The organism is Streptomyces sp. CNT372, from assembly GCF_000377145.1.
Genome location: NZ_KB897785.1, coordinates 132450 through 158112 on the forward strand (window position 1 = coordinate 132450; position 25663 = coordinate 158112).

Annotated in this window: 24 protein-coding genes; 15 read left to right on the forward strand and 9 right to left on the reverse strand. The window is 75.6% G+C overall.

What is annotated here, in order from left to right:
• Positions 1-84: 84 nt before the first annotated feature.
• From C593_RS0120825 to C593_RS0120855, 7 genes are all read left to right on the forward strand, one after another.
• Positions 85-495 carry a cobalamin-dependent protein gene (locus C593_RS0120825; protein WP_018849248.1) on the forward strand — a complete coding sequence of 137 codons (411 nt, stop codon included), beginning with the start codon at positions 85-87 and terminating at the stop codon, positions 493-495.
• Complete coding sequence (locus C593_RS0120830) at positions 492-1820, forward strand: hypothetical protein (RefSeq protein WP_018849249.1); 1329 nt, start codon at positions 492-494, stop codon at positions 1818-1820. Before C593_RS0120825 ends, C593_RS0120830 begins: the two co-directional genes overlap by 4 nt.
• Before the next feature lie 159 nt (positions 1821-1979).
• A complete protein-coding gene (locus C593_RS0120835) occupies positions 1980-2987 on the forward strand; it encodes an asparagine synthetase A (RefSeq protein ID WP_018849250.1) in 1008 nt (335 codons plus the stop codon).
• Positions 2984-4480: a glutamate synthase-related protein gene (locus tag C593_RS0120840; protein WP_018849251.1), complete on the forward strand. Its 1497-nt coding sequence runs from the start codon at positions 2984-2986 to the stop codon at positions 4478-4480. The genes C593_RS0120835 and C593_RS0120840 overlap by 4 nt, the downstream gene beginning before the upstream one ends.
• Entirely contained in the window at positions 4477-4926 is a 450-nt protein-coding gene (locus C593_RS0120845) for a hypothetical protein (protein ID WP_018849252.1), read from the forward strand. Before C593_RS0120840 ends, C593_RS0120845 begins: the two co-directional genes overlap by 4 nt.
• Positions 4927-5003: 77 nt before the next feature.
• Positions 5004-6398, forward strand: a complete 1395-nt coding sequence (locus C593_RS0120850; RefSeq protein WP_018849253.1) for an MFS transporter — start codon at positions 5004-5006, stop codon at positions 6396-6398.
• 7 nt (positions 6399-6405) lie between these two features.
• Entirely contained in the window at positions 6406-7179 is a 774-nt protein-coding gene (locus tag C593_RS0120855) for a 4'-phosphopantetheinyl transferase superfamily protein (RefSeq protein ID WP_018849254.1), read from the forward strand.
• 64 nt (positions 7180-7243) lie between these two features.
• Here the strand turns inward: C593_RS0120855 and C593_RS0120860 are convergent, their stop codons facing one another.
• Positions 7244-8086: a Rossmann-fold NAD(P)-binding domain-containing protein gene (locus C593_RS0120860; RefSeq protein WP_037746515.1), complete on the reverse strand. Its 843-nt coding sequence runs from the start codon at positions 8084-8086 to the stop codon at positions 7244-7246.
• A gap of 96 nt (positions 8087-8182) precedes the next feature.
• Between C593_RS0120860 and C593_RS0120865 the strand changes: the two genes are divergently transcribed.
• Both C593_RS0120865 and C593_RS0120870 read left to right on the forward strand, forming a co-directional pair.
• Entirely contained in the window at positions 8183-8605 is a 423-nt protein-coding gene (locus tag C593_RS0120865) for a winged helix-turn-helix transcriptional regulator (protein ID WP_026277907.1), read from the forward strand.
• Positions 8606-8774: 169 nt separating this feature from the next.
• Complete coding sequence (locus C593_RS0120870; protein WP_018849257.1) at positions 8775-10007, forward strand: cation:proton antiporter domain-containing protein; 1233 nt, start codon at positions 8775-8777, stop codon at positions 10005-10007.
• 136 nt (positions 10008-10143) lie between these two features.
• On the opposite strand, the gene exaC is transcribed toward C593_RS0120870, so the two are convergent.
• From exaC to C593_RS0120890, 4 genes are all read right to left on the reverse strand, one after another.
• Complete coding sequence (gene exaC, locus C593_RS0120875) at positions 10144-11667, reverse strand: acetaldehyde dehydrogenase ExaC (protein ID WP_018849258.1); 1524 nt, start codon at positions 11665-11667, stop codon at positions 10144-10146.
• Between the two features lie 126 nt (positions 11668-11793).
• Positions 11794-13047 carry a GAF domain-containing protein gene (locus C593_RS0120880; RefSeq protein ID WP_026277908.1) on the reverse strand — a complete coding sequence of 418 codons (1254 nt, stop codon included), beginning with the start codon at positions 13045-13047 and terminating at the stop codon, positions 11794-11796.
• 99 nt (positions 13048-13146) lie between these two features.
• Complete coding sequence (locus C593_RS0120885; protein WP_018849260.1) at positions 13147-14616, reverse strand: hypothetical protein; 1470 nt, start codon at positions 14614-14616, stop codon at positions 13147-13149.
• Complete coding sequence (locus tag C593_RS0120890) at positions 14613-17570, reverse strand: ATP-dependent helicase (protein WP_018849261.1); 2958 nt, start codon at positions 17568-17570, stop codon at positions 14613-14615. The genes C593_RS0120885 and C593_RS0120890 overlap by 4 nt, the downstream gene beginning before the upstream one ends.
• A gap of 308 nt (positions 17571-17878) precedes the next feature.
• Between C593_RS0120890 and C593_RS0120895 the strand changes: the two genes are divergently transcribed.
• Both C593_RS0120895 and C593_RS0120900 read left to right on the forward strand, forming a co-directional pair.
• Positions 17879-19042 carry an acyl-CoA desaturase gene (locus C593_RS0120895; RefSeq protein WP_018849262.1) on the forward strand — a complete coding sequence of 388 codons (1164 nt, stop codon included), beginning with the start codon at positions 17879-17881 and terminating at the stop codon, positions 19040-19042.
• A 55-nt stretch (positions 19043-19097) separates the two neighbouring features.
• Positions 19098-19283 carry a hypothetical protein gene (locus C593_RS0120900; RefSeq protein ID WP_018849263.1) on the forward strand — a complete coding sequence of 62 codons (186 nt, stop codon included), beginning with the start codon at positions 19098-19100 and terminating at the stop codon, positions 19281-19283.
• A 45-nt stretch (positions 19284-19328) separates the two neighbouring features.
• Here C593_RS0120900 and C593_RS0120905 read toward each other — a convergent pair whose 3' ends face one another.
• The 3 genes from C593_RS0120905 to C593_RS0120915 all read right to left on the reverse strand — a co-directional run bounded on the left by C593_RS0120905 (position 19329) and on the right by C593_RS0120915 (position 21570).
• Positions 19329-20351: a hypothetical protein gene (locus tag C593_RS0120905; protein ID WP_018849264.1), complete on the reverse strand. Its 1023-nt coding sequence runs from the start codon at positions 20349-20351 to the stop codon at positions 19329-19331.
• Between the two features lie 109 nt (positions 20352-20460).
• Entirely contained in the window at positions 20461-20787 is a 327-nt protein-coding gene (locus C593_RS0120910; protein WP_018849265.1) for a hypothetical protein, read from the reverse strand.
• A 135-nt stretch (positions 20788-20922) separates the two neighbouring features.
• Complete coding sequence (locus C593_RS0120915; protein WP_018849266.1) at positions 20923-21570, reverse strand: methyltransferase domain-containing protein; 648 nt, start codon at positions 21568-21570, stop codon at positions 20923-20925.
• Positions 21571-21979: 409 nt separating this feature from the next.
• Between C593_RS0120915 and C593_RS0120920 the strand changes: the two genes are divergently transcribed.
• The gene (locus C593_RS0120920) at positions 21980-22426 is read left to right on the forward strand and encodes a DUF742 domain-containing protein (RefSeq protein WP_018849267.1); all 447 of its coding nucleotides are present in this window, start codon (positions 21980-21982) and stop codon (positions 22424-22426) included.
• An 82-nt stretch (positions 22427-22508) separates the two neighbouring features.
• Here the strand turns inward: C593_RS0120920 and C593_RS0120925 are convergent, their stop codons facing one another.
• Positions 22509-23168, reverse strand: coding sequence for a GNAT family N-acetyltransferase (locus tag C593_RS0120925; protein ID WP_018849268.1), 660 nt, complete (start codon positions 23166-23168; stop codon positions 22509-22511).
• Between the two features lie 96 nt (positions 23169-23264).
• On the opposite strand from C593_RS0120925, the gene C593_RS0120930 reads away from it, so the two are divergent.
• The 3 genes from C593_RS0120930 (at position 23265) to tdh (ending at position 25663) form a co-directional block, all read left to right on the forward strand.
• Positions 23265-23891, forward strand: a complete 627-nt coding sequence (locus C593_RS0120930) for an ATP/GTP-binding protein (protein ID WP_018849269.1) — start codon at positions 23265-23267, stop codon at positions 23889-23891.
• A gap of 127 nt (positions 23892-24018) precedes the next feature.
• Positions 24019-24423 (forward strand): roadblock/LC7 domain-containing protein, encoded by a 405-nt coding sequence (locus tag C593_RS0120935; protein ID WP_018849270.1) that lies wholly within the window; start codon positions 24019-24021, stop codon positions 24421-24423.
• A 211-nt stretch (positions 24424-24634) separates the two neighbouring features.
• Complete coding sequence (gene tdh, locus C593_RS0120940) at positions 24635-25663, forward strand: L-threonine 3-dehydrogenase (RefSeq protein ID WP_018849271.1); 1029 nt, start codon at positions 24635-24637, stop codon at positions 25661-25663.

Sequence of the window (25663 nt, forward strand, 5' to 3'; positions counted from 1 at the left end):
GGGTGATTCCGATGGGTAAAGTGCCGGTCGTTCCTGCCGCTTCGACTTCCCCTCGCGCATTCCCCGGAAAACTACTCTTCCGGTATGAAGATTCTCCTGAGCGGAACCGCATCGGATTCCCACACCTGGAATCTCGTGTACCTCCGTCTCTTCCTTGAGGAACAGGGATACGAGGTCGTCGGGCTCGGCCCGTGCGTGGACGCCGAGCTGCTGACCGCCGGCTGTCTGCGGCACAGGCCCGACGCGGTGGTGCTCAGCAGCGTCAACGGCCACGGCTACCGCGACGGCCTCCACGCCGTCCGCCGGCTGCGCGCGGAACCCGCGCTCGCCGGCCTTCCCGTGGTCCTCGGGGGCAAGCTCGGCGTCGCCGGCCACCGCCAGGAGGCCGACGTGGCCCGGCTGACCGAGGCCGGCTGCGACGCCGTCCTCGGCGAGGACCTGGACGCCCTGCGCCGCTTCCTCGCCGCCCGCGCGCACCGGGAGGTGCCGGCTTGACCGCCCATGCACCCGCCCGCGCCTCCTTCGGCGGTTTCGTCGCCGCCGCGACGGCCGCCGGCCGTCTCGTCGTCCAGCCCCGCATGGGCTTCGGCGACCCCGGCCGGATGCGGTCCGGACTCGCGCGGACGAAGGCGGCCACCGCCCACACCGCCGGCACTCTGACCGTCGACAGCTACACCCGCGTCGGCGACCTCGCCGGCGCCCGTGCCGCCGTCGCCGAGGGCGGCACCGGCCTCAACGGCTACCCGATCGCCGCCCACTCCCCGGACACCACCCGGGCCGTCCTGCACGGGCTGGCCGGCCCGGACTTCCCCGTCCAGGTCCGGCACGGTTCCGCCCGCCCGGCGGCCATCGTCCGGGCGCTGACCGCCGCCGGACTCGACGCCACCGAGGGCGGGCCCGTCTCCTACTGCCTGCCGTACGGGCGCACGCCCCTGCGGGAGTCCGTGGACGCCTGGGTCCGCGCCTGCGAACTGCTCGCCGACGGTGCGCGGCCCGGAGCCGTCCCCCACCTGGAGAGCTTCGGCGGCTGCCTCCTCGGCCAGCTCTGCCCCCCGGGCCTGCTGGTCGCCACCAGTCTCCTGGAGTGCCTGTTCTTCGTCCGCTTCGGCCTGCGCAGCGTCTCCCTCAGCTACGCCCAGCAGACCGACCCGGCCCAGGACGAGGAGGCCCTGCGCGCCCTGCACCGGCTCGCCGCCGAGTTCCTGCCCGCCGACGTGGACCGGCATGTCGTCCTCTACACCTACATGGGCGTCTACCCTCGCACCGAACAGGGCGCCATCCGCCTTCTGGAGGCGTCCGCCCGGCTGGCCGTGCGCTCCGGCGCGGGCCGGCTCATCGTCAAGACCCCCGCCGAGGCGCACCGGATTCCCGGCGTCGGGGAGAACGTCCGCGCCCTGGAGACCGCCGCCGCGGCCGCCGCCCTCGCCCAGGCACCGTGCCACGAGGACGACGGCGCGGACGGTGACGGCGAGGTGTACCAGGAGGCGCGGACCCTGATCGAGACCGTCCTCGGCCTTCACCCCGACCTGCCCCGCGCCCTGACCACCGCCTTCCGGCGGGGGCTGCTGGACGTGCCGTTCTGCCTCCACCCCGACAATGCGGGCCGCTCCCTGGGCTTCATCGACCCGGCCGGGCGGCTGCGCTGGGCCCGCACCGGCGCCATGCCGATCCGCGCCGACACCGCGGCCGGCGCGGCCCCGCTCACCTCGGACGGCCTTCTCGCCGCCCTGCACCACGTCGCGGGCCGCTACGACGACCCGCGCCACCAGGACCGCGACGACGGCCACGACCGGCCACCCGCCACCCCGCTCACCGTCTGACCCGCGCACCCGCATCACGAGACGCACCAGCCCGACGGCCGCACGGACGCGCGCCGGCCGGACCGCCCGCCCCGCCCGCACCGACACCCGCCCGCACCGACACCCGTACCGCCCGTACCGACACCTGCACCGCCCGGAACCCGAACAGGAGCCCCCGTCATGGACCAGCCCCTCCCCGCCGGCGCGCCGGCCGCCGCCGTCCCCCCGCTGGGCGAACACCTGCGCTCATCCCGGCTGCGCGCCGCCATGCTCGTCCAGCAGGAGGCTCTGCTCGCCGCCCGCGCCTATCTGCGCGGCGAGGGCTTCACCGAGCTGCTGCCGCCGCTCGTCGGCCCCGTCACCGATCCCGGCGGACGCGGCGCCAAGGCCCTCGACGTCGACTACTACGGGCACCCGTACAAGCTCATGACCAGTGCCATCCTCTACAAGCAGGCCTCCCTGCGGGGCTTCCCCCGGCTCTTCTACATCGCCCCCAACGTCCGCGTGGAGCCCGAGGAGACCGCCGGCACCGGCCGCCACCTCGTGGAGTTCCACCAGATCGACGTGGAGATCGCCGACGCGAGCCGCGAGGACGCCCAGGAGATCGCCGCCGGGCTGCTCACCCACGTCAGCGAGCACGTCTGGACGGCCGTCCCCGGCATCCTCACCGAACTCGGCCGAGCGGAGGCCGACTTCGCCGACGTCCGGGCCGGAAAGTACGACGTCCACACCCACCAGGAGGCCGTCGACCGCCTGCTGGCCGCCGGCCACCCGCAGAACCCGGACGGGGAGATCGACTGGGCCGGCGAACGGCTGCTCTCCCTGGAGACCGACCGGCCGTTCTTCCTCAACGACTACCCCAAGGGCTCCCGCGGCTTCTACGACCGCGAGGACCCCGAACGGCCGGGCGTCCTGCGCAACTTCGACCTGATCGCCCCGCACGGCTTCGGCGAACTCGTCTCCGGCAGCGAACGCGAGGCCGACTACGCCACCCTCGTCACCCGGATGCGGGAGAGCGGCGAGAACCCCGCCAAGTACGCCTGGTACCTCAAGGAGGCCCGCGACGGCATCCCCGCCAGCGCCGGCTTCGGCATGGGACTCCAGCGCCTGGTCCGCTTCCTCACCGGCCTCGACGCCCTCTGGCAGGTCAGCGCCTACCCGAAGCTCCCCGGGGTGGTGGCCCCGTGACCGCGCCCACCGGCAACCCCGCCGCCCTTGCCGCTCCCGGCCTCCCCGAGGCGGCGATCCGCGCACGCGCCCGGCGTGGCACCGCCGAGGTCTTCCCCGCCCCGGCCGCCTACGGCACCCACCTCCTCGGCCCGTCCACGGCCCCCGGGGCGGGCGTCGCGGGCGACGCGCTGGACCGGGCCCGGATCGTGCCGCCCGTCTTCATGCCCGAACGCCTCGAAAAGCTCATCGACCTCGCCCGTGAACCCGAGTTCACCGACGTCGAACTGGGCACGGCCGTAGGCGGGTTCACCGCCCGGCTGCCGCTCTACCTCTCCGCCTTCGGCTCCACCCGCGCGGGCAGCGGCGACCTCGCGGTCCACGCGAGCCGGCAGGCCGCCCGCCTCGGCATCCCGATGGTCATCGGCGAGAACATGGTCCCCGTCCACGGCTACCGCCGGGCCGGCGACGTGCTGCGCTCCGCCCTGCGCGCCCGGGTCGAGGCGTATCTCGACGCGGTGCCCGACGGTGCCGGCGGCATCGTCGTCCAGCAGTCCACCGAGGACGCCGACTCCGAGGTGTGGAACCTCCTCTACAGCGACCCCGCCTTCCGGCCGCTGCTGGAGACCGGCCGGCTCGCCTTCGAGCTGAAGACCGGTCAGGGCGCCAAACCCGGGCTCGGCGGCATGACCGTCGTCGACCGCGCCGAGGGGGAACGGCTCGCCGGGCGCTTCACCGTCCGGGAGGTCTTCGGCCCGGACGACGGGCACCGGCTGCGCTGTGCCACGCCCGGCACCTTCACCGACGAGATCCTGCGGCAGCAGCTCCGGTTCATGCGCAACAACTTCCCCAAGGCCCGGACCTGGGTGAAGTTCCACCCCGGCCGGGACATCGACCGGGCCGCCCGCACCGCCTGGGCCGCCGGGGCGGACGCCGTCACCGTCGACGGCGCCGAGGGCGGCAGCGGCTGGGCCCCCGGGGTCTTCCTCGACCACGTCGGCCTGCCCCTCGCCGAGTGCCTGCGCCGCATCGGCCGGCCGGACGGCTGCCTCCTGGCCTCCGGCGGTGTCTGGGAAGGCGGACGCGCCGTGCGCGCCCTCGCGCTGGGGGCCCGTGCGGTCGGCCTGGGGCGCGCCGCACTGCTCGCCGTCGACGAGGACCCGGAACACGGACTCGAACGCCTGGCCGAGGCCCTCGCCCTGGAACTGCGCCTGCTGGTCAGCGCGTTGGGCAAGTACACGGTGGGCGCTCTCGCCCCGGATGACCTGTGGTGGCCCGACGCCCACCCCGGTCCTGCGGCCCCGGCCCCCCAGCCCGTACACGACCCCGGTGCGGCGCACGCGCATGGCACCGCGCACGCACATGGCACCGCGCACGCGCATGGCACCGCACACGGCCCCGGGGCCGCGCACGGGCCCGGCACCGCGCCCGGCAGCGGCACCGGCGGCACCGGCGGCCCCGGTGCCGCCGGTGCCGTGGGGGCCGGGCCCCGGCCGGCCGGGGGCACCCCGTGAGCCCGCGCCACCGGCGGCGGCCGGCCGCCGCCGGCACCCGGACCCGCACGCGCGGCCGCCGCACGGTCCACGCCCGGTTCTCCGTACGGGAGACTCCCGGCATCGCCGTCACCGCCCACGGCGGCGACGGCGGCGACGGCGACGGCCGGGCGGAAGGCGAGCTGGCCGCCTCGGCCCGCCGCACGGCGCAGCGCGCCCTCGCCGAGGCGGGCCGGGCCTACCTCGGCGGCCGCGTCGAACTGCGTACGCCCGGGCCTTCGGCCCGTCCCCCAGCCCACCACCGGCCCCTGCCCCGTACCGCCGAACGCACCCGAAGCCGCGCCGCCGACCGGGCCGCCGACCGGGCCGTGCGCAGGGCCGCCGACCGCGCGGTGGCCCTCGCCGTAGCCGCCACCCTCCGGGGCGGGACCGGCGACATCCGCGTCCGGCTGCGAACGACTGCCTGAGGAAGCCGAGTTCGGACTCCGCCCCACCCGATGCCCCGCGTCCCGCACCCCGCCACCGCGCACAGAAAGCCGAATCCATGGGATCGTCACCCGCCGCCCGCACCCCGGGCGGCCCCGCGTCCGCCGTCGACTGGCCCCGCGTCAGCAGCCTCGTCTTCGGCCAGGCCGCCGTCCAGGCGGGCAGCTTCGCGCTGCTGATCGCCATGAGCTGGACGGCGGTGGAGCTGGGCGGCCGAGGCGCCGTCACCTTCGTGACCCTTGCCGCCACTGTCCCCCGTGCCCTGCTCCTCCTCTTCGGCGGCGCGCTCACCGATGTGCTCGGCCCGCGTGCCGTGCTGCTGCGCGCGACCAGTGTCCGCGTCGCCGTCCTGGTGGCCGGGGCGCTGGTCACCGTCACCACCGAGACCCTCTGGCCCCTCGTCGTCATCGCCCTCGTCGACGGCGTCCTGCTCGGCCTCACCGGGCCCGCCTCCGGCGTCCTCCTGCCCCGGCTCGCGCCGCAGGACCAACTCGGCCGCGCCAACTCCCTGTTCTCCATGACCCTGCGCCTGGCACCCATCGCGGGCTCACCCCTGGGCGCCTGGCTCGTGGTCGTCGGCGGACTGCCCGCCGCCATGACCGCCGCCGCCGTGGGCTGCGCCCTCTGGCTGGCCTGCGCCGCCCATGTCACCCACGGCATGCCCCGGCCGGAACGGTCCCCCCAGGGACCCTCCCTCGTCCGGCGCTCGGGCGACGGCTTCCGGCTGCTGGCCGCGCACCCGCGACTGCGGTGGATGTTCGTCGCCTGCTTCGCCATGGACCTGGCCTTCCTCTGGCCGGCCGAGATCGCCCTGCCCCTGCGCGCCTCCGAGGAGGGCTGGGGCATCGGCGCGGTCGCCCTGGTCCTGGCCGCGTTCAGCGCCGGGGCGCTCGCCTCGGCCGCGCTGGGCGCCGCCCTGTCCCACCGCATTCCGGCGCGCGTCAAGCTGGTGGTCACCGGGGCGGGCCTCGCGGCCGGCATGGGCGCGATGGCCCTCGTCCCCTCGCCCGGCCTCCTCGCCGCCGCCGGCGCCGCCGTCGGACTCCTCTCCGGTCTGAACGGGCCCGCTCTGGTCACCGCGTACCAACAAGCCGTCCCCGAGGGCCGGATGGGCGCGGCCATGTCGACCTTCGCCCTCTCCGGCATCGGAGCGGCGCCCCTGTCGCTCGCGGTCTTCACCCCGGTCTCGCTGCAGCTCGGGGTGACCGGCACCTGGCTGCTCTGCGCGGGACTGGCGATGCTCTCCCCGGTCGCCGCGGCCATCGCCCTGCGCGGCCGCCCCGCCCACGAGGCCCCGGCGGCCGGCGCCCCCGACTCAACAGCCCCCGCCGCTCCCGACTCACCTGCCACCGACGCGGCAACGGCCACCACCCACGACACACCCACCGCCACCGACCGGCCGGCCGGGGACCGGACCCGCACCGCACCGGAGCCCACCGCCACGACCGTATGAGGCAGCCATGATTCCGCTGGTCGTCCCACCCACGCCCGACATCCCACGAGCCGGTTCGCCACCGGACGTTCACCTGTCCGCCGGGCCCCTCCTCCCCGAGCCCCTCCCACTCCTCCCGGCCCCGCTGCCGGGGCTGCCCCCCGTCCGTCCGCCGCGCCCGCACCTGTGGCTGGTGGAGACGGACACCCACCGGGACAGCGTGTTCCGGTACGCGTCCCTGGTCCTGGACGCGGCCGAGCTGACGCGCAGCGAGGAGTTCCGGCGGCCCATCGACCGGGCCACCTACCTCTGCGCCCATGTGGGGCTGCGCCGGCTGCTCGGCGCCCATCTGGGCACCGCCCCGCGCAACGTGCCGATGGGGCGGGCACCGTGCCCCTGCTGCGGCGAGCCGCACGGGCGGCCGGTGCTGCCGGACGGGCGGCTGCACTTCTCGCTCTCCCACTGTGAGGGGCTGAGCCTGATCGCCCTCGCGGCCGTCCCCGTCGGCGTGGACATCGAACGCGAACCGCCGCAGCACACGGTCGCGGAGGCGGCCGAGGTCCTCCACCCGGCGGAGGCGGCGGAACTCGCCGCGCTGCCGCCGGGCCGCCGCCCTGCCGCGTTCGCCCGGATCTGGACCCGGAAGGAGGCGTATCTGAAGGGGCTCGGCGTCGGCCTGGGCGCCGACCCGTCCGCGGACTACGTCGGCTCCGGGCCGATCCCCACGGGGCCGCCGGGCTGGCTGCTCTCCGACGTCACCGTCCCGCCCGGCCACCACGCGGCCGTGGCCCTGCGGGGCTGACGAGAGCCGGCCGGGACGCACCACGCACCTGCGCTCCGGCCGGCCCCCAACCCACCCGGCCCGCTCAGCTCCCCGCAGCCGCAGCCGCAGCCGCACCCGCCGCCACACCGCTCCGCGCCGCCACCTCCGCCGCCACAGCGAGCGGGTCCGACAGCGGCCTGCCCAGCAGCTCCGCGAGGGCGGGGTCGGTCCCGCCGAGGAACCCGTGGCGCACCCCGCTGGCGAGGGAGGCCAGCATCGGGGGCTGGAACGGCAGCAGCCCGGTGTCGGCGAGCAGCCGCGACCGGTACGCACCCAGCCCGATCGTGCGGTGCGGCACACCGAGCCGCGCGGCCACATCCTCCGCCGTGATCGGCGTGCCGACGAGCTCATGGGTCCGTCCGGCGTGGGCGTCCGGCGCGGCCGCGACGATCGCCGCCGCCTCGGCCAGGTCCCGCCGGACGACCGCCGCCAGCGCACCCGCCCCGAACGGCGACTCGACCCCGTCCGGCGCCCCGCTGAGCAGCGCGCCGAAGAGTTCGGCGTACAGCCCGTTGCGCAGCACGGTCCACCCCAGGCCGCTCGCGCGGACCAGCCGCTCGGTGGCCCGGTGGGCGAGCGCGAACCCGAGGTGGTCCCCGGCGCCGGTCACACTCGTGTAGACGAGGTGGCCCACGCCGTCCCGCACGGCGGCCTCGACCACGGCCCGGTGCCGGGCCACGACCCGGTCGTCCTCCGCGTACCCTGCCGAGACCAGGACCAGGGTGGTGACGCCCACCAGATCCAGGGTGCCGGGATCGTCGAAGTCCAGCCGCCGCAGGCCGTCCCCGGCGGAGCGGCTGCCGCCGATCGCGGGCACGCCCCGGGACGCCAACGCGCCGAGCACCAACGACGCCAACTGCCCGCTCGCTCCGGTAACCATGATCATCAGGGGACTCCTCGGTGGTTCTCTTCGGTGGTTCTCTTCGGTAACCGCCGATGAGATCGTGGAACGGTGACCAGAGACCCACAAGGAGGCAGTTCCGTGTCAGTGAGGCACACCGGTGTGACCACGGCGGCCGCCGAGTTGGAGCCGTGCGGGCAGCCGGACCACCCCGACTGCGGTATCCGCGACGTCCTCGACCGCGTCGGGGACAAGTGGTCGGTCCTGGTGGTCGTGGAACTGGCCGGCGGGCCACGCCGGTTCCGCGAGATCCAGCGTGCCGTGGACGGGATCTCCCAGCGCATGCTCACCCTCACCGTGCGGCGGCTGGAACGCGACGGCCTGGTGACCCGGACCGTCTACCCGACCGTCCCCGCCCAGGTCGACTACCGCCTCACCGCCACCGGCGCGAGCCTCACCCACCTCGTCAAGGCCCTCGCCGACTGGTCCCTCACCCACCGGGACGCCATCGCCGACGCCCGACGGGCCTACGACGCCGAACACCCCGGCCACGACATCCGCTGACGGACCGCCGCCGACCGGCATACACCGGCCCGGCCCCGGGGTGTCCCGGCGCCGGACGCCACCCGTGCCTGCGAGGATGAGGCCGCTCCCTCGCCCGCCCCCGCCGTCCGCTGCTCGTCCCGTCCGTCGCCCGCCGCCCGTCTCCCGCCGTCCGCTCCTGCGAGTCGCCGTGATCGCCCTCCTCGTGCTGCTGTCCCTGCTGTTCCTGTGGGCCGTCGTCTCGGACCGGCTGGCCCGGTGGAGCATCACCGCGCCGATCACCTTCGCCGTGGCCGGGATCGTCCTCAGTGGCGGGGACGACCCCGTGGTGCCACTGGACATGGACACCCACACCTTCCAGCGGAGCATCGAACTGGTGCTGGCGGTCATGCTGTTCACCGACGCCACCGAGGCGCGGGAGTACGCGCGCGTCCGTGAACCGGTGGGGGAGGGGCGGCTGCTGGGGCTCGCCCTCCCCGCTTCCGTCGGCCTCGCCGTCCTCGCCGGGGCCCTGGTCTTTCCCGGCACGGGCTGGTGGCTGCTCGCCGTCACGGCCCTCGTCGTCATGCCCATGGACCTCGCCCCGATCATGGCGTTTCTGCGCGACGGCCGGGTGCCGCTGCGGGTACGGGCCGCGCTCAACATCGAGGGCGGCTTCAACGACGGCCTGATCTCGCCCCTCTTCGTCTTCTGCGTCGCCAACGTCGTCTCGGCGGAGGGCGACACCTTCGCCGACCTCCTCCTCAACGCCGGCGAGGGCGCCCTGTACGCGGTGCTGGCCGGTACGGTCCTCGGCTGGACGGCCTCGCGTCTGGTGAGCGCGGCCCTGGAGTCCGGGTGGGCCCGGCCCGCGAGCCTGCGACTGGCCGCACTGGCGGTGCCCTTCGTGACCTACGCGGTCTCCGTGCTGATCGGCGGCAACGGCTTCGTCGCGGCCTTCGTCGCCGGGCTCTGGTACGCGAACAGCGTCTCCGTCACCGGCCACGCATCCCTCGAACTGGTCCACGACACCAGCCATCTGATGGCCTTCGCGGCCTGGTACGCCTTCGGCTCGCTGGCCACCGAGGCCTTCGCCGACGGGATCACCCCCGAGATCCTCCTCTACGCGGCCATGGTCCTCCTCGTCGCCCGGTTCCTACCGGTGGTGCTCGCGCTCATCGGCACACCGTTCAGCCTCCCGGAACGGCTCACCATCGGCTGGTTCGGCCCCCGCGGCGTCACCTCGGTCGTCTTCGCCGTCCTCGCCTACCTCGAACTGGCCCCGGGCGACGCGAATCTCGTCGTGAAGGCAGCGATGGCGACGGTCCTGCTCAGCGTCGTCGTCCACGGCGCCACCGCGGAACCCGCCGCCCGCCGCCTCGCCCGCCTGAACGCCCGCCCGGCCGTCCCTGCCGCCCCGCCCGGCCCGCCGGGCGGCGGCTGACCGGCCCGGCGGCGAACGGCCCTGCGCCATCGAGCCCCCGACCGGCCGCCGCCCCGGCCCCGTCGATCGGACCTCGCTGATCCGACCGCTGATCCGACCGCAGATCCGGCCGCAGATCCGGCCCCCGGGTCGCCCCCTAGAAGAAGCCGAGCTTCTTCGGCGAGTAGCTCACCAGCAGATTCTTCGTCTGCTGGTAGTGGTCCAGCATCATCTTGTGCGTCTCGCGCCCGATCCCCGACTGCTTGTACCCCCCGAACGCCGCGTGCGCCGGGTACGCGTGGTAGCAGTTGGTCCAGACGCGGCCCGCCTGGATCGCGCGGCCCGCGCGGTAGGCCGTGCTGCCGTCGCGGGTCCAGACGCCCGCGCCGAGGCCGTACAGGGTGTCGTTGGCCGTGGTGATCGCGTCGTCGAAGTCGGTGAAGGAGGTCACCGCGACGACCGGGCCGAAGATCTCCTCCTGGAAGACGCGCATCCGGTTGTCGCCCTCGAAGACGGTCGGCTGGACGTAGTAGCCGCCCGCCAGGTCGCCTCCGTGGTCGATGCGCTCACCACCCGTCAGGATCTTGGCGCCCTCCTGCCGGCCGATGTCGAGGTAGGAGAGGATCTTCTGGAGCTGGTCGTTGGACGCCTGCGCGCCGATCATCGTGTCCGTGTCCAGCGGGTGGCCCGCCACGATCGCCTCGGTGCGCGCGATGCCCGCGTCCAGGAACTCGCCGTAGTGGCCGCGCTGGATCAGGGCCCGCGACGGGCAGGTGCACACCTCGCCCTGGTTGAGGGCGAACATCGTGAAGCCCTCCAGCGCCTTGTCGCGCAGGTCGTCGTCGGCCGAGGAGATGTCGTCGAAGAAGAGGTTGGGCGACTTGCCGCCCAGCTCCAGGGTGACCGGCTTGATGTTCTCCGATGCGTACTGCATGATCAGCCGCCCCGTCGTGGTCTCGCCCGTGAACGCGATCTTCGCGACGCGCGGGCTGGACGCCAGCGGCTTGCCCGCCTCCACGCCGAAGCCGTTGACCACGTTCAGCACACCCGGCGGCAGCAGGTCCGCGACCAGGCTCAGCCAGACGTGGATCGAGGCGGGGGTCTGCTCGGCCGGCTTGAGGACCACCGCGTTGCCCGCCGCGAGCGCGGGCGCCAGCTTCCAGGTCGCCATCAGGAGGGGGAAGTTCCACGGGATGATCTGTGCGACCACGCCCAGCGGTTCATGGAAGTGGTACGCCACCGTGTCGTCGTCGATCTCGCCGATCGAGCCCTCCTGCGCGCGGACCGCCCCCGCGAAGTAGCGGAAGTGGTCGATCGCCAGGGGGATGTCGGCCGCCAGCGTCTCGCGGACCGGCTTGCCGTTGTCCCAGGTCTCGGCGACGGCGAGCCGCTCCAGGTTCGCCTCCATCCGGTCCGCGATCCTCAGCAGGATCCCGGCCCGTTCCGCCGGGGAGGTGCGGCCCCAGGCCGGTGCCGCCGCGTGCGCCGCGTCGAGCGCCTTCTCGACGTCCTCCTCCGTGCCCCGCGCGATCTCGGTGAACGGCCGCCCGTCCACCGGGCTCGGGTTCTCGAAGTACAGGCCCCGCGCGGGCGGTACGTACGCGCCGCCGATCCAGTGGTCGTAGCGGGACTCGTACGAGACGACCGCGCCGTCGGTGTTCGGCTGTGCGTATCGGGTCATGCCCTGGCCTCCCGGTCGGGCGCCGTCCGCCGTCGGGCGGCGCTCGCCGAGGAGGCTAGGCGGCGGGACGTTGCAACCCGGTTGCGTCCCCGCCCGGCCGCACCGGCCCCGCCACCGGCCGGGCCGTCACGCCCGCTGCCACGCGTCCAGTTCCGCGACCCGCGCGAGCGCCGGCGCGCGCCGGGACGGGGGCAGCGCGGCCGCCAGCGCCCGCCACGCCGCCAGGTCGTCGCCGCCCCACCGGCTGTACGCCCAGTCCGCCAGCAACGCCGGGTCCCCGCGCGCGACGAGCGCCGCGCGCAGCCCGTCCTCCAGCCGCCCGCGCAGCCGCACCACCGCCGGGGCCGCGGACCGGGGCAGCAGCGGGCCCGCGTACCCGGCGAGGGCCTCGGACACCGCCCCCGACGCCAGCCGCCGCGCGACCCGGTCGAAGTCGGCCTCCACCGGCGCCGCGAACCGGTACGGCCGTGACCGCAGCAGCTCCGGGCCGAGCAGCCGCCGCAGCCGGGAGAGTTCGGCGCGCAGGGTCACCGGGGTGACCGCCTCGTCCTCGTACAGTTCCACCAGGAGTTCGTCCCCGCCGATGCCCTCCGGGCGGCCCGCCAGCACCACGGCGATCTCGCTGTGCCGGGGGCTCAGCCGGATCCGCCGCCCCCGGGCCGTCAGCAGCGCCTCGTTGCGGCCGAGCGCGGTGAGCCGCAGGGACTCGGCCCGGAGAGGGGGCGTCAGCAGGGCGAGCTGGGCCTCGGCCGCCCGGGCCACCGCCCCGACGAAGGCCAGACTGTGCGGATGGGCCAGCCGGTCGCCGCCCGTGATGTCGACGGCTCCGAGCAGGTGACCGGTGGCCGGGTCGTGGACCGGGGCCGCCGCGCACGTCCACGCCTGCACCGGGCGGCGGAAGTGCTCGGCGGCGAACACCTGGACCGGCCGGCCCACGGTGATCGCCGTCCCCGGCGCGTTGGTGCCGGCCGTCGTCTCCGACCAGCGCGCCCCGGGCACGAAGTTCATCCGGCCCGCCTTCGCCCGGGTCGCGGCCGGGCCTTCCACCCACAGCAGCCGACCGTGTGCGTCGCACACCGCGACCAGGTGTTCGCCGTCCCGCGCATAGGCGCCGGTCAGCTCGCGCACCAGGGGCATCACGGCGGCGAGGACGTGGGCGGCGCGGTACGCCTCCAGGTCCCCGTCCCCCGGCTCCACGCCCGCCACGCCCTCGGGGCTGACCCGGGCCGCCGCCGATCTGCGCCAGGAGTCCGCCACTTCGGGCCGCACGGGGACCTCCACCCGGCCCGTCGTCAGGTACGCGTCGTACGCCCGCCGCAGCGCCGCGCTCCGCTCCGCCGGATCGGCGCCGGGCTCCAGGGCCACCCATGGGTCGCTCACGTCGGCCTCCTCGCGCCCATCGTGGACCCGCGGCCGGGCGGCGACAAGCATCCTGCGCCGCCCGGCCTCCGGCCGCCTCCCGGTTGCCCTTGGGGGCGCCTAGGGTGCGTCCGCCGTCAACGCCGCGAGGGCCGTCGCCGGATCGGGGGACGGCGGGCCGCCGGGCGCCCATGCCGTGCCCTCCCGGACGAACGCCCACCACCGCCCGTCCGGACCGAGTCGGAGCTGCGCGCCGGTGCCGACGACGGTCCAGCGGCCCGCCCCGGCCGCCCGCAGCCGGGGCCGGGTCCCGTCCTCGCCCCAGGCGCTCTCCAGGGCGTCGGCCGCACGGGCCAGCAGCGCCGTGCCGGGGGTGGACTCCCCCTCGAGGACGGCGAGTCCGGCCGCCCCGCCCGCCCGCCAGGCGCGCACCGCGAGGTCCATCCCGGCCCGTGTGCGACCGGTCGCGGCGGCCAGCCGGGACACGACACCCGCGTACGGAGCCGAGCCCGATGCACCCGGGTGCGGGCCCGGACCGGCGCCCACGCCCGCCGCGCCCGGTTCCGACGCACCTCCCGACGCCATCGCCCCACCCGCCGACGCCGACCCGGGCGCCGCACCCGCTTCCGACGCACCCCCCGACGCCGGCCCCGTCGCGCCCGCGGACGCCGTCGCCACCGCCGCGAGCCGCACCGCGTCCTCGGCGCGGCTCAACACCGGCTCCGGCTCCCGGTCCGCGTGCCCCGGCGCCAGCGCGCGCCCGAGCATCGCCAGCGCCCGGCCCGCCGCGTCGGCCGCGAGGAACTCCAGCGCCGCCGCGTCCACGCCCGGCCCCGGACCGGTCTCCGCGTCCAGCGACGGCGCCGGGCCCGGAGCCGCGGGCAGCGGCGGCGGAGGAGGCAGCGCGGGCAGGATCTCCGCCGCGGCGAACGCCTCGTCGGCGCGCACCCCCTCCGCCGCCGGGGCCTCCGGCTCGTCCGATGCCTCCGCCCGCGAAGCGCTGCGCACCTGGAGTTCGTCCAGCAGCCGGCGCTCCCCGCGCCCGCGCATCAGCAGCAGCACGAACGGGTCCCGGTCCAGCAGGCGCGCCAACTGGTAGCAGAGCGCGGCCGTGTGCGGGCAGTGGTCCCACGCCTCGCAGGTGCACTCGGGCTCCAGGTCGCCGATGCCGGGCAGGAGGTCCACCCCGGCCGCCGCGGCGTCCTCCACCAGATGCGGCGGCATCTCCCGGTCGAGAAGCGCGGCGATGTGCTCCCCGCGTTCCACCGCCGCGGACAGGAAGCGGTCCCAGTCCTCGTCGCCGAGCCGCTGGAGCAGCACATCGCTGCGGTACGCGGTGCCGTCCCGGTCCCGGACCACCGCCGTGATCCGCCCGGGGCGCACGCTCACCGCCCCGACCGCGCCCTCCCGGGCCTGCCGTCGGCCCCGGCGCAGCTGCTCCCCGTCCAGGGCGGTGTCCTCCAGTGCGCCCAGCCACGCCCGGCCCCACCAGGTCGTCGCGAACGCCCGCCCCCGGGCGGGAGGCAGCGCCTCGAAGGTCCTCACCGGGTCCGCGCCCCCGGCCGCGTGCTCGTCGTGTGCGCCGCTCATCGTCCGCTCCCTCTCAGCTCGACCAGTTCCGCCAGTTCGGCGTCGGTCAGTTCGGTCAGCGCGCCCTCGCCCGAGCCGAGGACGCTGTCGGCCAGGTCCCGCTTGCGCTCCAGCAGCCGGGCGATCCGGTCCTCGACGGTGCCCTCGGCGATCAGCCGGTGGACCTGCACCGGGCTGCTCTGCCCGATGCGGTGCGCCCGGTCGGTGGCCTGCGCCTCGACGGCGGGGTTCCACCAGCGGTCGTAGTGCACGACATGCTCCGCCCGCGTCAGGTTGAGGCCCGTGCCCGCAGCCTTCAGCGACAGCAGGAACACCGGCACCCGCCCGCCCTGGAACCGGCCCACCATGGCCTCGCGTTCGGCGACCGGCGTGCCGCCGTGCAGGAACTGGGTGCGTACGCCCCGCGCCGCGAGATGCCGCTCCAGCAGCCGCGCCATCGCCACGTACTGGGTGAACACCAGCACCCCGGCGCCCTCGGCGAGGATGGTGTCCAGCAGCTCGTCGAGGAGTTCGAGCTTCCCCGAACGGTCCGCCAGCCGGGGGTCCTCCTCCTTCAGGTACTGCGCCGGGTGGTTGCAGATCTGCTTGAGCGCGGTCAGCAGCGCCACGACGAGCCCGCGCCGCTCCACCCCGTCCGCCGCGGCGACCGCCGCCAGGTTCTCGCGCACCACCGCCTCGTACAGCGCGGTCTGCTCCCGTGTCAGGGACACCGGATGGTCGGTCTCCGTCTTCGGCGGCAGCTCCGGCGCGATACCGGGGTCGGACTTGTGGCGGCGCAGCAGGAACGGCCGGACGAGGGCCGCCAGCCGGGCCGCGGCCGCGGGGTCGCCGCCGCCCTCGACCGCCTCCGCGTACCGGCGGCGGAAGGTGCCGAGACGGCCCAGCAGACCGGGCGTGGTCCAGTCGAGCAGCGCCCACAGCTCCGAGAGGTTGTTCTCCACGGGCGTGCCGCTCAGCGCCACGCGCGCCTTGGAGCGGAGAGTGCGCAGCTGCCGCGCGGTGGCCGCGTAGGGGTTCTTGACGTGCTGGGCCTCGTCGGCGACGACCAGCCCCCAGCCCGCGTCCGCGAGGCGCGCCGCGTCCAGACGCATCGTGCCGTACGTGGTCAGCACCACCTCGCCGTCGGCGAGATCGTCCAGGGAGCGGGCCTGGCCGTGGAAGCGGCGGACCGGGGTGCCGGGGGCGAAACGTTCGATCTCCCGCTGCCAGTTGCCCATCAGGGAGGTCGGGCAGACCACGAGGGTGGGCCCGGCCGCCGCCGGGTCGGTCTGCCGGTGCAGATGGAGGGCGATGACGGTGACCGTCTTGCCGAGGCCCATGTCGTCCGCGAGGCAGGCGCCCAGCCCCAGGGAGGTCATCCGGTGCAGCCAGTTGAGGCCGCGGAGCTGGTAGTCGCGCAGGGTCGCGGCGAGCGCGGCGGGCTGGGCGATGTCGAGCCGGCCGCCCTCCGGGTCCACGAGCCGGGCCCGCAGGGTCTCCAGCCACCCGGCGGCCGTGACCTCGACGCGCCGTCCGTCGACCTCGGCCGTGCCGGTGAGGACGGCCCCGAGGGCGTCCACCGGCGTCACGGTCCGGTCCTTGCCGTCCCGGGCGCGGCGGGCCTCCTCGGGGTCGATGAGCACCCAGGAGTCCCGCAGCCGCACGAGCGGCCGGCCGGCCTCGGCCAGGCGGTCCAGCTCGGCCCGGCTGACCTCCTCGTCACCGAGGGCGAAGCGCCAGTCGAAGGACAACAGGGCGTCCGCGGACAGGAGTCCGGGCCCGCCGCCGACGGCGTGCGGGCCGTGGCCGTGCGCCCGGTGCGCTCCGGACTCGCCGGCACCGGAGCCGGCGGGGTCCGACGCGCCGATGACCGCGCGGGCCGTGAGCCGGCGGGCGAGCCGCCGGGGCCAGTGGACCTGGACACCGGCGGCGGCGAGGGCGCGCGATGCCTCGCCGAGCAACTCGGTGACCTCCTCGTCGGCGAGCTCGACCGCGTCCGGCACCGCCGTGTGCAGCAGCGGGGTGAGCGGCGGCCAGGCGCGGGCGGCCCGGCGCAGCGCGAGGAGGGCGTCGAACCGGACGCGCGGTCCGAAGGCCGCCGCGGCCGCGCCCGTTCCGGCCCAGATGTCGGCCGCGTCCGCGACCAGCCCCGGGTCGGCCACGCCGTGCACCTGGACGACCGCGCGGAAGGAGGCGCCGGTGCCGTCCTCGCCCGCGGTGGCCAGGCCGGGCACCTCGATACGCAGGGAGAGGCGGACGCCCGCGTCGTGCCCGGCCGCGATGTCCGCCGCCCAGGCGGCGAGGCCCGGGAGCCGCTGGGGTTCCCGGGCCGCGAAGGCGGGACCGCCGGCGGCGTCCGGGGCAGCGGGGGTACGGGGCAGGGTGTCGGCCACCGCGTCGGTGAACTGCCGCAGCAGGCGCTCGGGTTCGGGCAGCAGAAGCGGTTCGGTGCCGGGGGCGGTTCCGGTGTCCGGGCCGGGAAGGGCGGGGAGGGGCACCGCGTGGGCCGAGGGCGGCATCGACGCGGCGAGGGTGCGCAGCCGGTCCAGATCGGCCGGCGTCAGCGGGCCCGTCCGCCAGGCGTCGTGGCCGGACGGGCTGAGCCCCGGGAGCAGGAGGCCCCGCGCGGCCAGGTGCAGGGCGAACACGGTGGCGGCGCCCCAGAAGGCGGCCGAGGGTGAGGCGTCCTCGCGGACCCGGGCGCGGGTCAGCACGGGCAGGGCGTCGGCGAGGTCCAGGACCACCGCGGTGCGCTCCTCGGCGCGGACGCCGCCCCCGGCGACCGGGACGACGGCCGTGACGGTGCCCGTGCCGGGACGGCCGGTGCCGTCGGCGTCCGGCGGCGGAAGGAACGCGACCCGGCCGGTGCGGGCGGGGTCACCGGGCAGGAAGACGGCCGGGTGGCGGGCCAGGCCGACGTCGGGGGGCGGTGGCGTGGAAGGGGGCGGTGTGGGTGTCGCGGAGGGCCTGGGCACGTGAATGGCGTACTCCTCAAGTTTGACTACTGGGCGCGGGAGCCGCCGATGGTACCTCAGGGGCGACCGGTCCGCACCGCTTTCGGGACGGCGACGGGCGGACCCGCGTGCGGGGGTGCCGGGGGCCCCACCCCGGGAGGCGGGTGGGCCCCCGCACCGGCCCGGGTGGTGCCGCCATGGTTCCCGCGGACTCCGATCCGTACGTTTTCTCAGGTCACGGCACATCCGACGCGCGGGACCCGATGCCGCCCGACGTGGCCGACGGGTCCGCGCCCACCCCGTGCCCATCCGACGGACCGGAGACCGCCATGCCCCAGCCCGCCGCCCCGCCCGCAGTCCCGCTCGCCGACGGCGCACCCGACGCCCCGGCCGCGTTCCGCCTGCCCGGCGCGTCCGTTCCGCCTCCCGCGCCCCCCGGGACCGCGCCGGCTGCTCCGGCCGCGAGCGAGTTCGCCCCGCTGCTGCGCGCCGTCCGGGGGCAGGGGCTGCTGGACCGCCGGGTCGCCTGGTACGCACGCGGCATGGGCATCAACCTCCTCGCCCTGGCGGCGGTGGTCACCGGGGTCGTCCTGGCGGGCGGCTCCTGGTGGGTGCTGTTCCTCGCCCCGCCGCTCGCGCTGTTCTCCGCCCGTGCCGCCTTCTTCGGCCACGACGCCGGGCACGCCCAGATCACCGGGAGGCGCCGCGCGGGCCGGATCATCCAGCTCGTGCACGCCGACCTGTTGCTAGGGATGAGCCGGGTCTGGTGGAACGACAAGCACAACCGCCACCACGCCAACCCCAACCACGTCGACAAGGACCCCGACGTCGCCGCCGACGTCCTTGTCTTCACCCAGCGGCAGGCCGTGGGGCGGACGGGGCCGCGCGGGTGGCTGACCCGGCACCAGGCGTGGCTGTTCTTCCCCCTGACCACGCTCGAAGGCATCGCCCTCAAGGTCTACGGCTTCCGCGCGGTCTTCGCCGCCCGCGGCACCGGCCGGCGGGACCGGGAACGCCTGGTGGAGGCGGTGCTGCTGACCGCCCATGCTGCGGGATACGCGGCACTGCTGTTCGCCTCGATGCCGCCGGTCCGCGCCCTGCTCTTCGCGCTGCTGCACCAGATGGTCCTCGGACTGCACCTCGGCATGGCCTTCGCACCGAACCACAAGGGCATGGAGATGCCGGACGAGGAGCACGGCCGGGACTGGGGGCATCTGCGCCGACAGGTCCTGACCTCACGCAACATCCGCGGCGGCCCGGTCACGGACTGGCTCCTCGGCGGACTCAACTACCAGATCGAGCACCACCTCTTCCCCAGCATGCCCCGCCCCCATCTGCGGCTGGCCCGGCCCCTGGTCCGCGCCCACTGCCGGGACCTGGGCCTGCCGTACACGGAGACCGGGCTCGTGGACTCGTACCGGCAGGCCCTGGGCCACCTGCACGAGGTCGGGGGACCCCTGCGCGAGTCCGGCGCGGTACGGGGAACCGTCTGAGATGCGGGCGCGTTCTACGGTCAGAAGCGGCAGCCGCCGCGAAGGAGGCGACGACATGTCGACACGTACGAAGATCGTCATCGGGGGAGTGGCCGTAGGTCTGCTCCTGTGGCCGCTGATCGGGTTCTGGTTCTCCCTGCTGATCGTGCTGGGTGTGCCGACGGCCGCGTATCTGATGCTCGACCCCAGCCAGCGGCGCAGGCTGCGCCGGGTCTCGTCCCGCCGTGAGATAGGGCGCTGAGCAGCTCGCCGGGCGGGGCGGACCGGGCTGCCGGCGGCAGCTCCGTCAGGCCGGGTGGACGGCGACCTTCTCCAGCACCTCCAGCAGGGACTCCAGCTCCGGGCCGCGCGGCACGGGGATGACCTCGCAGGGCTCGGTGTCCAGGAGGAGATAGGCGATGTCGTCGGTCCGGGCGACCATGGACCAGCCGGGGCCGTCGGCGCGGATCGTGCGCGCACCGCCGGGAGCGAAGGCGGAGCGGACGCGGCCGGGCGGGGGAGCCTGCTCGCCGTACGCGCGCGCCTCCCGCAGAGCGCGGCGCACCTCCGCGTTGAGTCGGGGTTCGGCGGGTGCGGCGGTGCCGGGCGCGCTGGACGGCGCCGGCGGCTCCGCGCCGGCGGCCGTGGCCGGTCCCGGTTCCGCGTCGGCCCCGGCGGTCGTGCCGGGGCTGCTTGCGGCGGTCGCCGCCGTGCCGGGGGCCTCGTCCGCCTCCGCGCCGGTCGGTTCCGCGCCGTCCGTCTCAGCGCCGGACGGTTCCGCGCCGGACGCCTGTGTGCCCTCGGTGCCCTTCCCGGGCCGCGGCTCGTGGGGGTCCGCGTCCTCGGGGGACGTCTCCGCACGCCACTGCGCCCACTGGAGAGCCACCTCGTCCGCCCCGAGCCGGCGCTGGGCCGACCCCCAGGAGTCCACGTCCGGCGGGGCGAGCGGTGCCCGGCCGGCGTCCTGGGGGTCGGGGTCACGGGGTGCGGGGATGCCGGGCGCGGCGACGGCGAGTTCCACCGGCCAGCCAGGGAGCGCGGTGACCATCGAGCGTTCGTCCGGCGAGAGGTCGTACTCCATGCCGCAGTCCCAGGAGGCGATGGCCACGGCGACGAGCGACACATCGTCGACGACCACCGTCCACCGGGCTCCGGCCGCGTCCTGCCCCAGCACCAGCCCGTAGCCCTCGGCGTACGGTTCCAGGTCCAGCGCGGCGCACGCCTGCGGGTAGTCGTCGCCGAGGACGCCGGGGAACTGCGCGGGCGTGAGCAGCACAGCGGTCAGTACGTACAGCGCGTCCTCGTCCACGACCTCGTCCGCCACGCCCACGGCTGCCTCCCGGTCCCATCGTTCGTCGGCGCACCTTAACCAGTGGGTAACCCGCACGTCGAGGGTCGGGCCGAGACGGGTCCGCCGAAGGGCGGGCAGCCGGTGCGGGTCAGGCCGGCCGGGACGCTTCCGCTCCCGGCAGGCCCAGCAGGCCGCGGGCGACCGCCTCGACGGGCTGGTCCCGCTCCCGGGCGAGCGCGATCACCGCGCGGCAGGCGAGTTCGTTGATCCCGAAGACGAGCGCGTCCGGCGCCACCCAGCCGGTGGCCTCGTCGGCGCGGTCCTGGTCGTCCTCGACGCTCGCCGTGACATAGGTCGCGGCCGCCTCGAAGACGTTGTGCCGGGGGCCGGAGCGCCCCGGGGGCCCGACGGGCACGGGCGGGTGCGGGGCGAACAGCGTGCGGAGCCGGTCGAGGACCTTGCGGAGGGCGAACACGCGGACCACCTTCTCCGGGCGAGGGTGCGGCACCTGCCGCCGGTACCTCAAGTCTTCCACCGGCGTGCCGAGTTCGAACAGCCGCTCCCCGGCCGGTCCGCAGCGGCGGAAGGACTGCGCCCCCGTGCGCGCCCGTCAGCCGCCGGCCCGCTCGGCCAGGGCGAGGAAGCGGTCGTCCCGGTCGGTGTAGGAGGTCAGCCGCCAGCCCGAACGGGACAGCAGCGGACGGAGGTTGGGCTCCGCCCGCAGGTCGTCCGCACCGAGTTCGCGGCCGTGGCGGGCGGCGAGCGCGGCCCGCCCCACGGGGTGGAACAGCGCGAGCACCCCGCCGGGCCGCACCACACGCGCCAGCTCGCGCAGACCTCTGGCCGGTTCGGGGAGATGGGCGATCAGCCCGGCCGCGAACACCGCGTCCAGCGCGGCGTCCCGCACGGGGAGCCGGGCCACGTCACCGAGGAGCAGCGCGCCCCGTGCCTCGCGCCCCTTGTCCCGGGCCCGGGCCCGGTCCAGCATGGCGGGTGTCAGATCGATGCCGAGGACCGTGCCGGCGGGGCCGACGGCGGAGCGCAGGGGGGCGAGCGCCCTGCCGGTGCCGCAGCCCGCGTCCAGGACGCGGTCGCCCGGGCGCAGCCCCAGGGCAGCGGCAGCGGCGGCGTAGGCGGGGCCGTCGTCCGGGAACTTCGCGTCCCAGCCGGCCGCCCGGGAACCGAAGAACTCCTGCACGCGAGTGCGGTCGTCGGCGCTGTGGTCGTCGTGGCCGTCACCGCTGCGGTTGTCGCTCATGCACCCATCATGCGGCCCGGAGGCGACCGTTCCGTGCACGGATGTGCCCGGAGTGATCGTTCCGGAGCGCCGGATTGTCAGCTTCCATCAGCTTTCGGACTGCCGCCCGCGCGGGCGGCAGTCCGCGGGCTAGCGTCCCTGAGCCACGGGACCACACGGCCGCGCACCCCCACGCGCCGGATCGTTTCGACGTACTCCGGTCCGCACCCGGAACGAGGAGGCCATGCGCCCATCACACGCCGTCCCCGGAGGAGGGACACCGCTTCCGCCGCCCCCTCCGGCGCCGGGCGGCACCGGGCGGCGCGCCCACGCCGGGGCGCCCGCGGTCGAGCACACCGGCCAGACGCCCGCACCCGGCCCGGCCGCGCCCCCGGCTGCAGCCGCGTGCCCCGCCGCGGCCCCCGCCGCGATGCCGGCAACCCCGCCGGTCGGAGCGCCGGCCCCTTCCCGTCCGGCCCACCGGCAGCCGGACCCGGCCCGCGGCCGGTGGTACGACCCCGACCCCGGCCCCCTCGTCCGCCCGTACGCGATGGCCGGCGGCCGCACGGGCCAGGGGTCGGACGGGGCCCGCCTCGATCTGACGGCGCTCGTCACCGGGGCCCCGGACCCTCCCGCCCCCGCGGCGGACTCCCTCCTCGGTCCCGAGCACCGCACCCTGCTCGACCTGTGCCGCCGAGGGACGCAGTCGGTCGCCGATCTGGCGGCGGACGCCGGTCTGCCGGTCACCGCGGTGCGGGTCCTCACCGGCGACCTGCTCGCCGCCGGACTGGTGCGCGTCGCACCGGCCCCCGCGGTGGAACTCCTCTCGGACGAAAGGATTCTGCGTGAGCTCATCGACGGTCTGCGGGCGCTCTGAGAGCCCACCGGCCCCGGACGCGCACGCGGCCGCGTCCTCGCGTGCCGCGCCCCGGCGCCCCCCGGCCCGCGAGCTCGTCCCTTCACCGCCCGCCGCCCGCCGACGCCTCACGCAGCCACTCCGCCCGTGTCACGGCGTACTCGACGTCACCCTGCTCGGAGCCCTCGATGCGCTCCGGCCACTCCTCGAAGAAGGTGCGGACCCAGCGCAGGCCGGACTTCTCCAGCACCCGGCGGGAACGGGTGTTGACCGTCATGGTGGTGGCCACGACCCGCTCCACCCCGAGGGTCGTGAAGCCCAGGCGGAGCAGGGCACGCGCGCCCTCCGTGGCGAGTCCGCGCCCCCAGGCGGCTCGGCCGAGCCGGTAGCCCAGCTCGACCTCGGCCCAGTTCTCCCCGTCGACCGGACGGAACTCGAACCAGCCGAGCCAGCCGCCCGAGCCGCGTTCCTCCGCCACCGAGCCGCGTTCCTCCGCCGCCGAGCCGCGTTCCTCCGCCGCCGAGCCCCGTTCCTCCGCCGCCCAGTAGCCCGGATACCCCGGTCCGGACGGGCCCGCACCGAGGGGATGGCGGCGGAGCAGCCGCGGCATCGTCTCGCGCACCACCTCCTCCCGGGTCACCGGGCGTCCGCCGTTGAGATGGCGCATGACCTCGGGGTCGCTGTCCAGGGCGAGGACGCCCTCGGCGTCGGCGGCGTCGCAGGGCCGCAGGGTGAGGCGTTCGGTCTCCAGGAACGTGTGCACGGCCCGATCATCGGCCGCCGCCCGCCCCGCCGCGAGCGAGTATCCGCCCGCACCCGTACTTCCTGTCCCGACCGCCCCTCCTGGAAGAAGTGAGCCATGGCCTTCGCGTACAACGACGGGAGCGGCGCGGACGACTCCGCGCTCGCCCTGAAGATCCTCGTCGCCGGGGGGCCTGGCGCCGGCAAGACGACGCTGGTCGGGGCGGTGAGCGAGATCCGCCCGCTGCGGACCGAGGAACTCGTCAGCGAACCGGGCGCCCCCGCTCCCCTCGGCGCGGCGGGCACGACGGCCACCGCCGGGGACGGCGTCCCGCGCGCCACGACCGTCGCCATGGACTTCGGCCGGATCACCGTCCGTTCCGGCCTCGGGCTCTACCTCTTCGGTACCCCGGGCCAGGAGCGCTTCTGGTTCGTGTGGGACGAACTCGCGCACGGGGCGCTCGGCGCCGTGGTCCTCGCGGACACCCAGCGGCTCAGCGACTGCTTCCCGGCCGTCGACTACTTCGAGCACCGCCGCATCCCGTTCGTCGTCGCCGTCAACTGCTTCCCCGGCGCACGGTCGTTCGGCGCACACGAGGTGTCCCGGGCGCTCGACCTCGAACGGGGCACCCCGGTCCTCCTCTGCGACGCACGCGACCGCGACTCGGGCAAGGAGGTGCTGGTCCGCCTCGTCGAGTACGCGGGCCGTATGCACGCCGCCCGCCTGCTGGAGTCCGTCGGTTAGGAGGTGCCCCACGCCCCCGGGCGGGGCCCTCGCCGGGGGCAGCACCTTGCCGTGCGCCGCCGCGTGCGAAAGGCTGGCGGCCGGACGCGAGACGACGGGGAACGTACGACGGAGGGGGACTGCCGCGATGGCGCTGGACAAGGGACTCGACTGGCTGCTGGACGATCTGACCAAGCGGGTCGACCACATCACGCACGCGCTGGTGCTCTCCAACGACGGGCTGGTCACCGGCGCGAGCAGCGGCCTGGCCCGGGAGGACGCCGAGCATCTGGCGGCCGTCTCCTCCGGACTGCACTCGCTCGCCCGGGGGTCCGGCCGGCACTTCCGCGCCGGGCGGGCCCGGCAGACGATGGTCGAGTTCGACGAGGCCATGCTCTTCGTGACCGCGGCGGGCGAGGGCAGCTGTCTGTGCGTGCTGAGCGCCGGTGACGCGGACGTCGGTCAGATCGCCTACGAGATGACCCTGATGGTCAACCGCGTCGGCGAACACCTCGGCGTCGCCGCCCGACAGCCGGACCCGCACACCGGCTGAGCCGACAGGCACACCGGCTGAGCCGGAGGCGAGTCCGTTCGGCGGGCGGATCGGGGCGGGTGGATCGGGGCATCTGAAGCTCCCCTGTGGGGCCGCTTAAGAAATCCTCGATGGACGCGACGCTCCGAGCTGGGCAGATTGGAGCCCGTCCACTGGGCGGAGCCGTATTTTCGGTATCCGGTCAGTCCCGTCACCTGCCTGGAGCCGCACCATGAAGGCACTTGTCAAGCAGCACGCCGAGCCCGGGCTGTGGCTCATGGACGTGCCGGAGCCCGAGACCGGCTCCGGCGATGTGCTGATCAGAGTGCTGCGCACCGGTATCTGCGGGACCGACCTGCACATCCGCTCCTGGGACGGCTGGGCGCAGCAGGCCGTCAGCACGCCCCGGATCCTCGGGCACGAGTTCGTGGGCGAGGTCGCCTCGGTCGGCGCCGATGTCGCGGACATCGCGGTCGGCGACATCGTCAGCGGCGAGGGCCACCTCGTCTGCGGGAAGTGCCGCAACTGCCTGGCCGGCCGCCGCCACCTCTGCCGCAGCACCATCGGCCTGGGCGTCGGACGGGACGGGGCCTTCGCCGAGTACGTCGCCCTGCCCGCCTCCAACGTCTGGGTGCACCGCACCCAGGTGGACCTGGACGTCGCCGCCATCTTCGACCCCTTCGGCAACGCCGTGCACACCGCCCTGTCCTTCCCCCTCGTCGGAGAGGACGTGCTGATCACCGGCGCCGGCCCGATCGGCATCATGGCCGCCGCCGTCGCCCGGCACGCCGGCGCGCGCAACGTGGTCATCACCGACGTGAGCGAGCCCCGCCTGGAACTGGCCCGCAAGGCCGGCGCCACCCTCGCGGTCAACGTCGCCGAGACCGACATCGCCGCCGCCCAGCGGCAGCTCGGTCTGAAGGAGGGCTTCGACATCGGCCTGGAGATGTCCGGCCGCCCCGAGGCCGTGCGGGACATGGTGGACAACATGACCCACGGCGGCCGCATCGCCATGCTCGGCCTGCCCGCCGAGGACTTCGCCGTCGACTGGTCGAAGATCGTCACCTCGATGATCACCATCAAGGGCATCTACGGCCGCGAGATGTTCGAGACCTGGTACGCGATGACGGTCCTGCTTGAGGGCGGCCTCGACCTCAGCCCCGTCATCACCGGAAGCTACGGCTTCCGGGACTTCGACGCCGCGTTCGACGAGGCGTCCAGCGCCCGCAGCGGAAAGATCGTCCTGGACTGGACGGCCTGA

Coding starts and splice junctions, on each gene's coding strand:
- C593_RS0120825 (WP_018849248.1), top strand. CDS start 85: ATGAAGATTCTCCTGAGCGGAACCGCATCGGATTCCCACACCTGGAAT.
- C593_RS0120835 (WP_018849250.1), top strand. CDS start 1,980: ATGGACCAGCCCCTCCCCGCCGGCGCGCCGGCCGCCGCCGTCCCCCCG.
- C593_RS0120850 (WP_018849253.1), top strand. CDS start 5,004: ATGGGATCGTCACCCGCCGCCCGCACCCCGGGCGGCCCCGCGTCCGCC.
- C593_RS0120855 (WP_018849254.1), top strand. CDS start 6,406: ATGATTCCGCTGGTCGTCCCACCCACGCCCGACATCCCACGAGCCGGT.
- C593_RS0120860 (WP_037746515.1), bottom strand. CDS start 8,086: ATGATCATGGTTACCGGAGCGAGCGGGCAGTTGGCGTCGTTGGTGCTC.
- exaC (WP_018849258.1), bottom strand. CDS start 11,667: ATGACCCGATACGCACAGCCGAACACCGACGGCGCGGTCGTCTCGTAC.
- C593_RS0120885 (WP_018849260.1), bottom strand. CDS start 14,616: ATGAGCGGCGCACACGACGAGCACGCGGCCGGGGGCGCGGACCCGGTG.
- C593_RS0120895 (WP_018849262.1), top strand. CDS start 17,879: ATGCCCCAGCCCGCCGCCCCGCCCGCAGTCCCGCTCGCCGACGGCGCA.
- C593_RS0120900 (WP_018849263.1), top strand. CDS start 19,098: ATGTCGACACGTACGAAGATCGTCATCGGGGGAGTGGCCGTAGGTCTG.
- C593_RS0120915 (WP_018849266.1), bottom strand. CDS start 21,570: ATGAGCGACAACCGCAGCGGTGACGGCCACGACGACCACAGCGCCGAC.
- C593_RS0120920 (WP_018849267.1), top strand. CDS start 21,980: ATGCCGGCAACCCCGCCGGTCGGAGCGCCGGCCCCTTCCCGTCCGGCC.
- C593_RS0120930 (WP_018849269.1), top strand. CDS start 23,265: ATGGCCTTCGCGTACAACGACGGGAGCGGCGCGGACGACTCCGCGCTC.
- C593_RS0120935 (WP_018849270.1), top strand. CDS start 24,019: ATGGCGCTGGACAAGGGACTCGACTGGCTGCTGGACGATCTGACCAAG.
- tdh (WP_018849271.1), top strand. CDS start 24,635: ATGAAGGCACTTGTCAAGCAGCACGCCGAGCCCGGGCTGTGGCTCATG.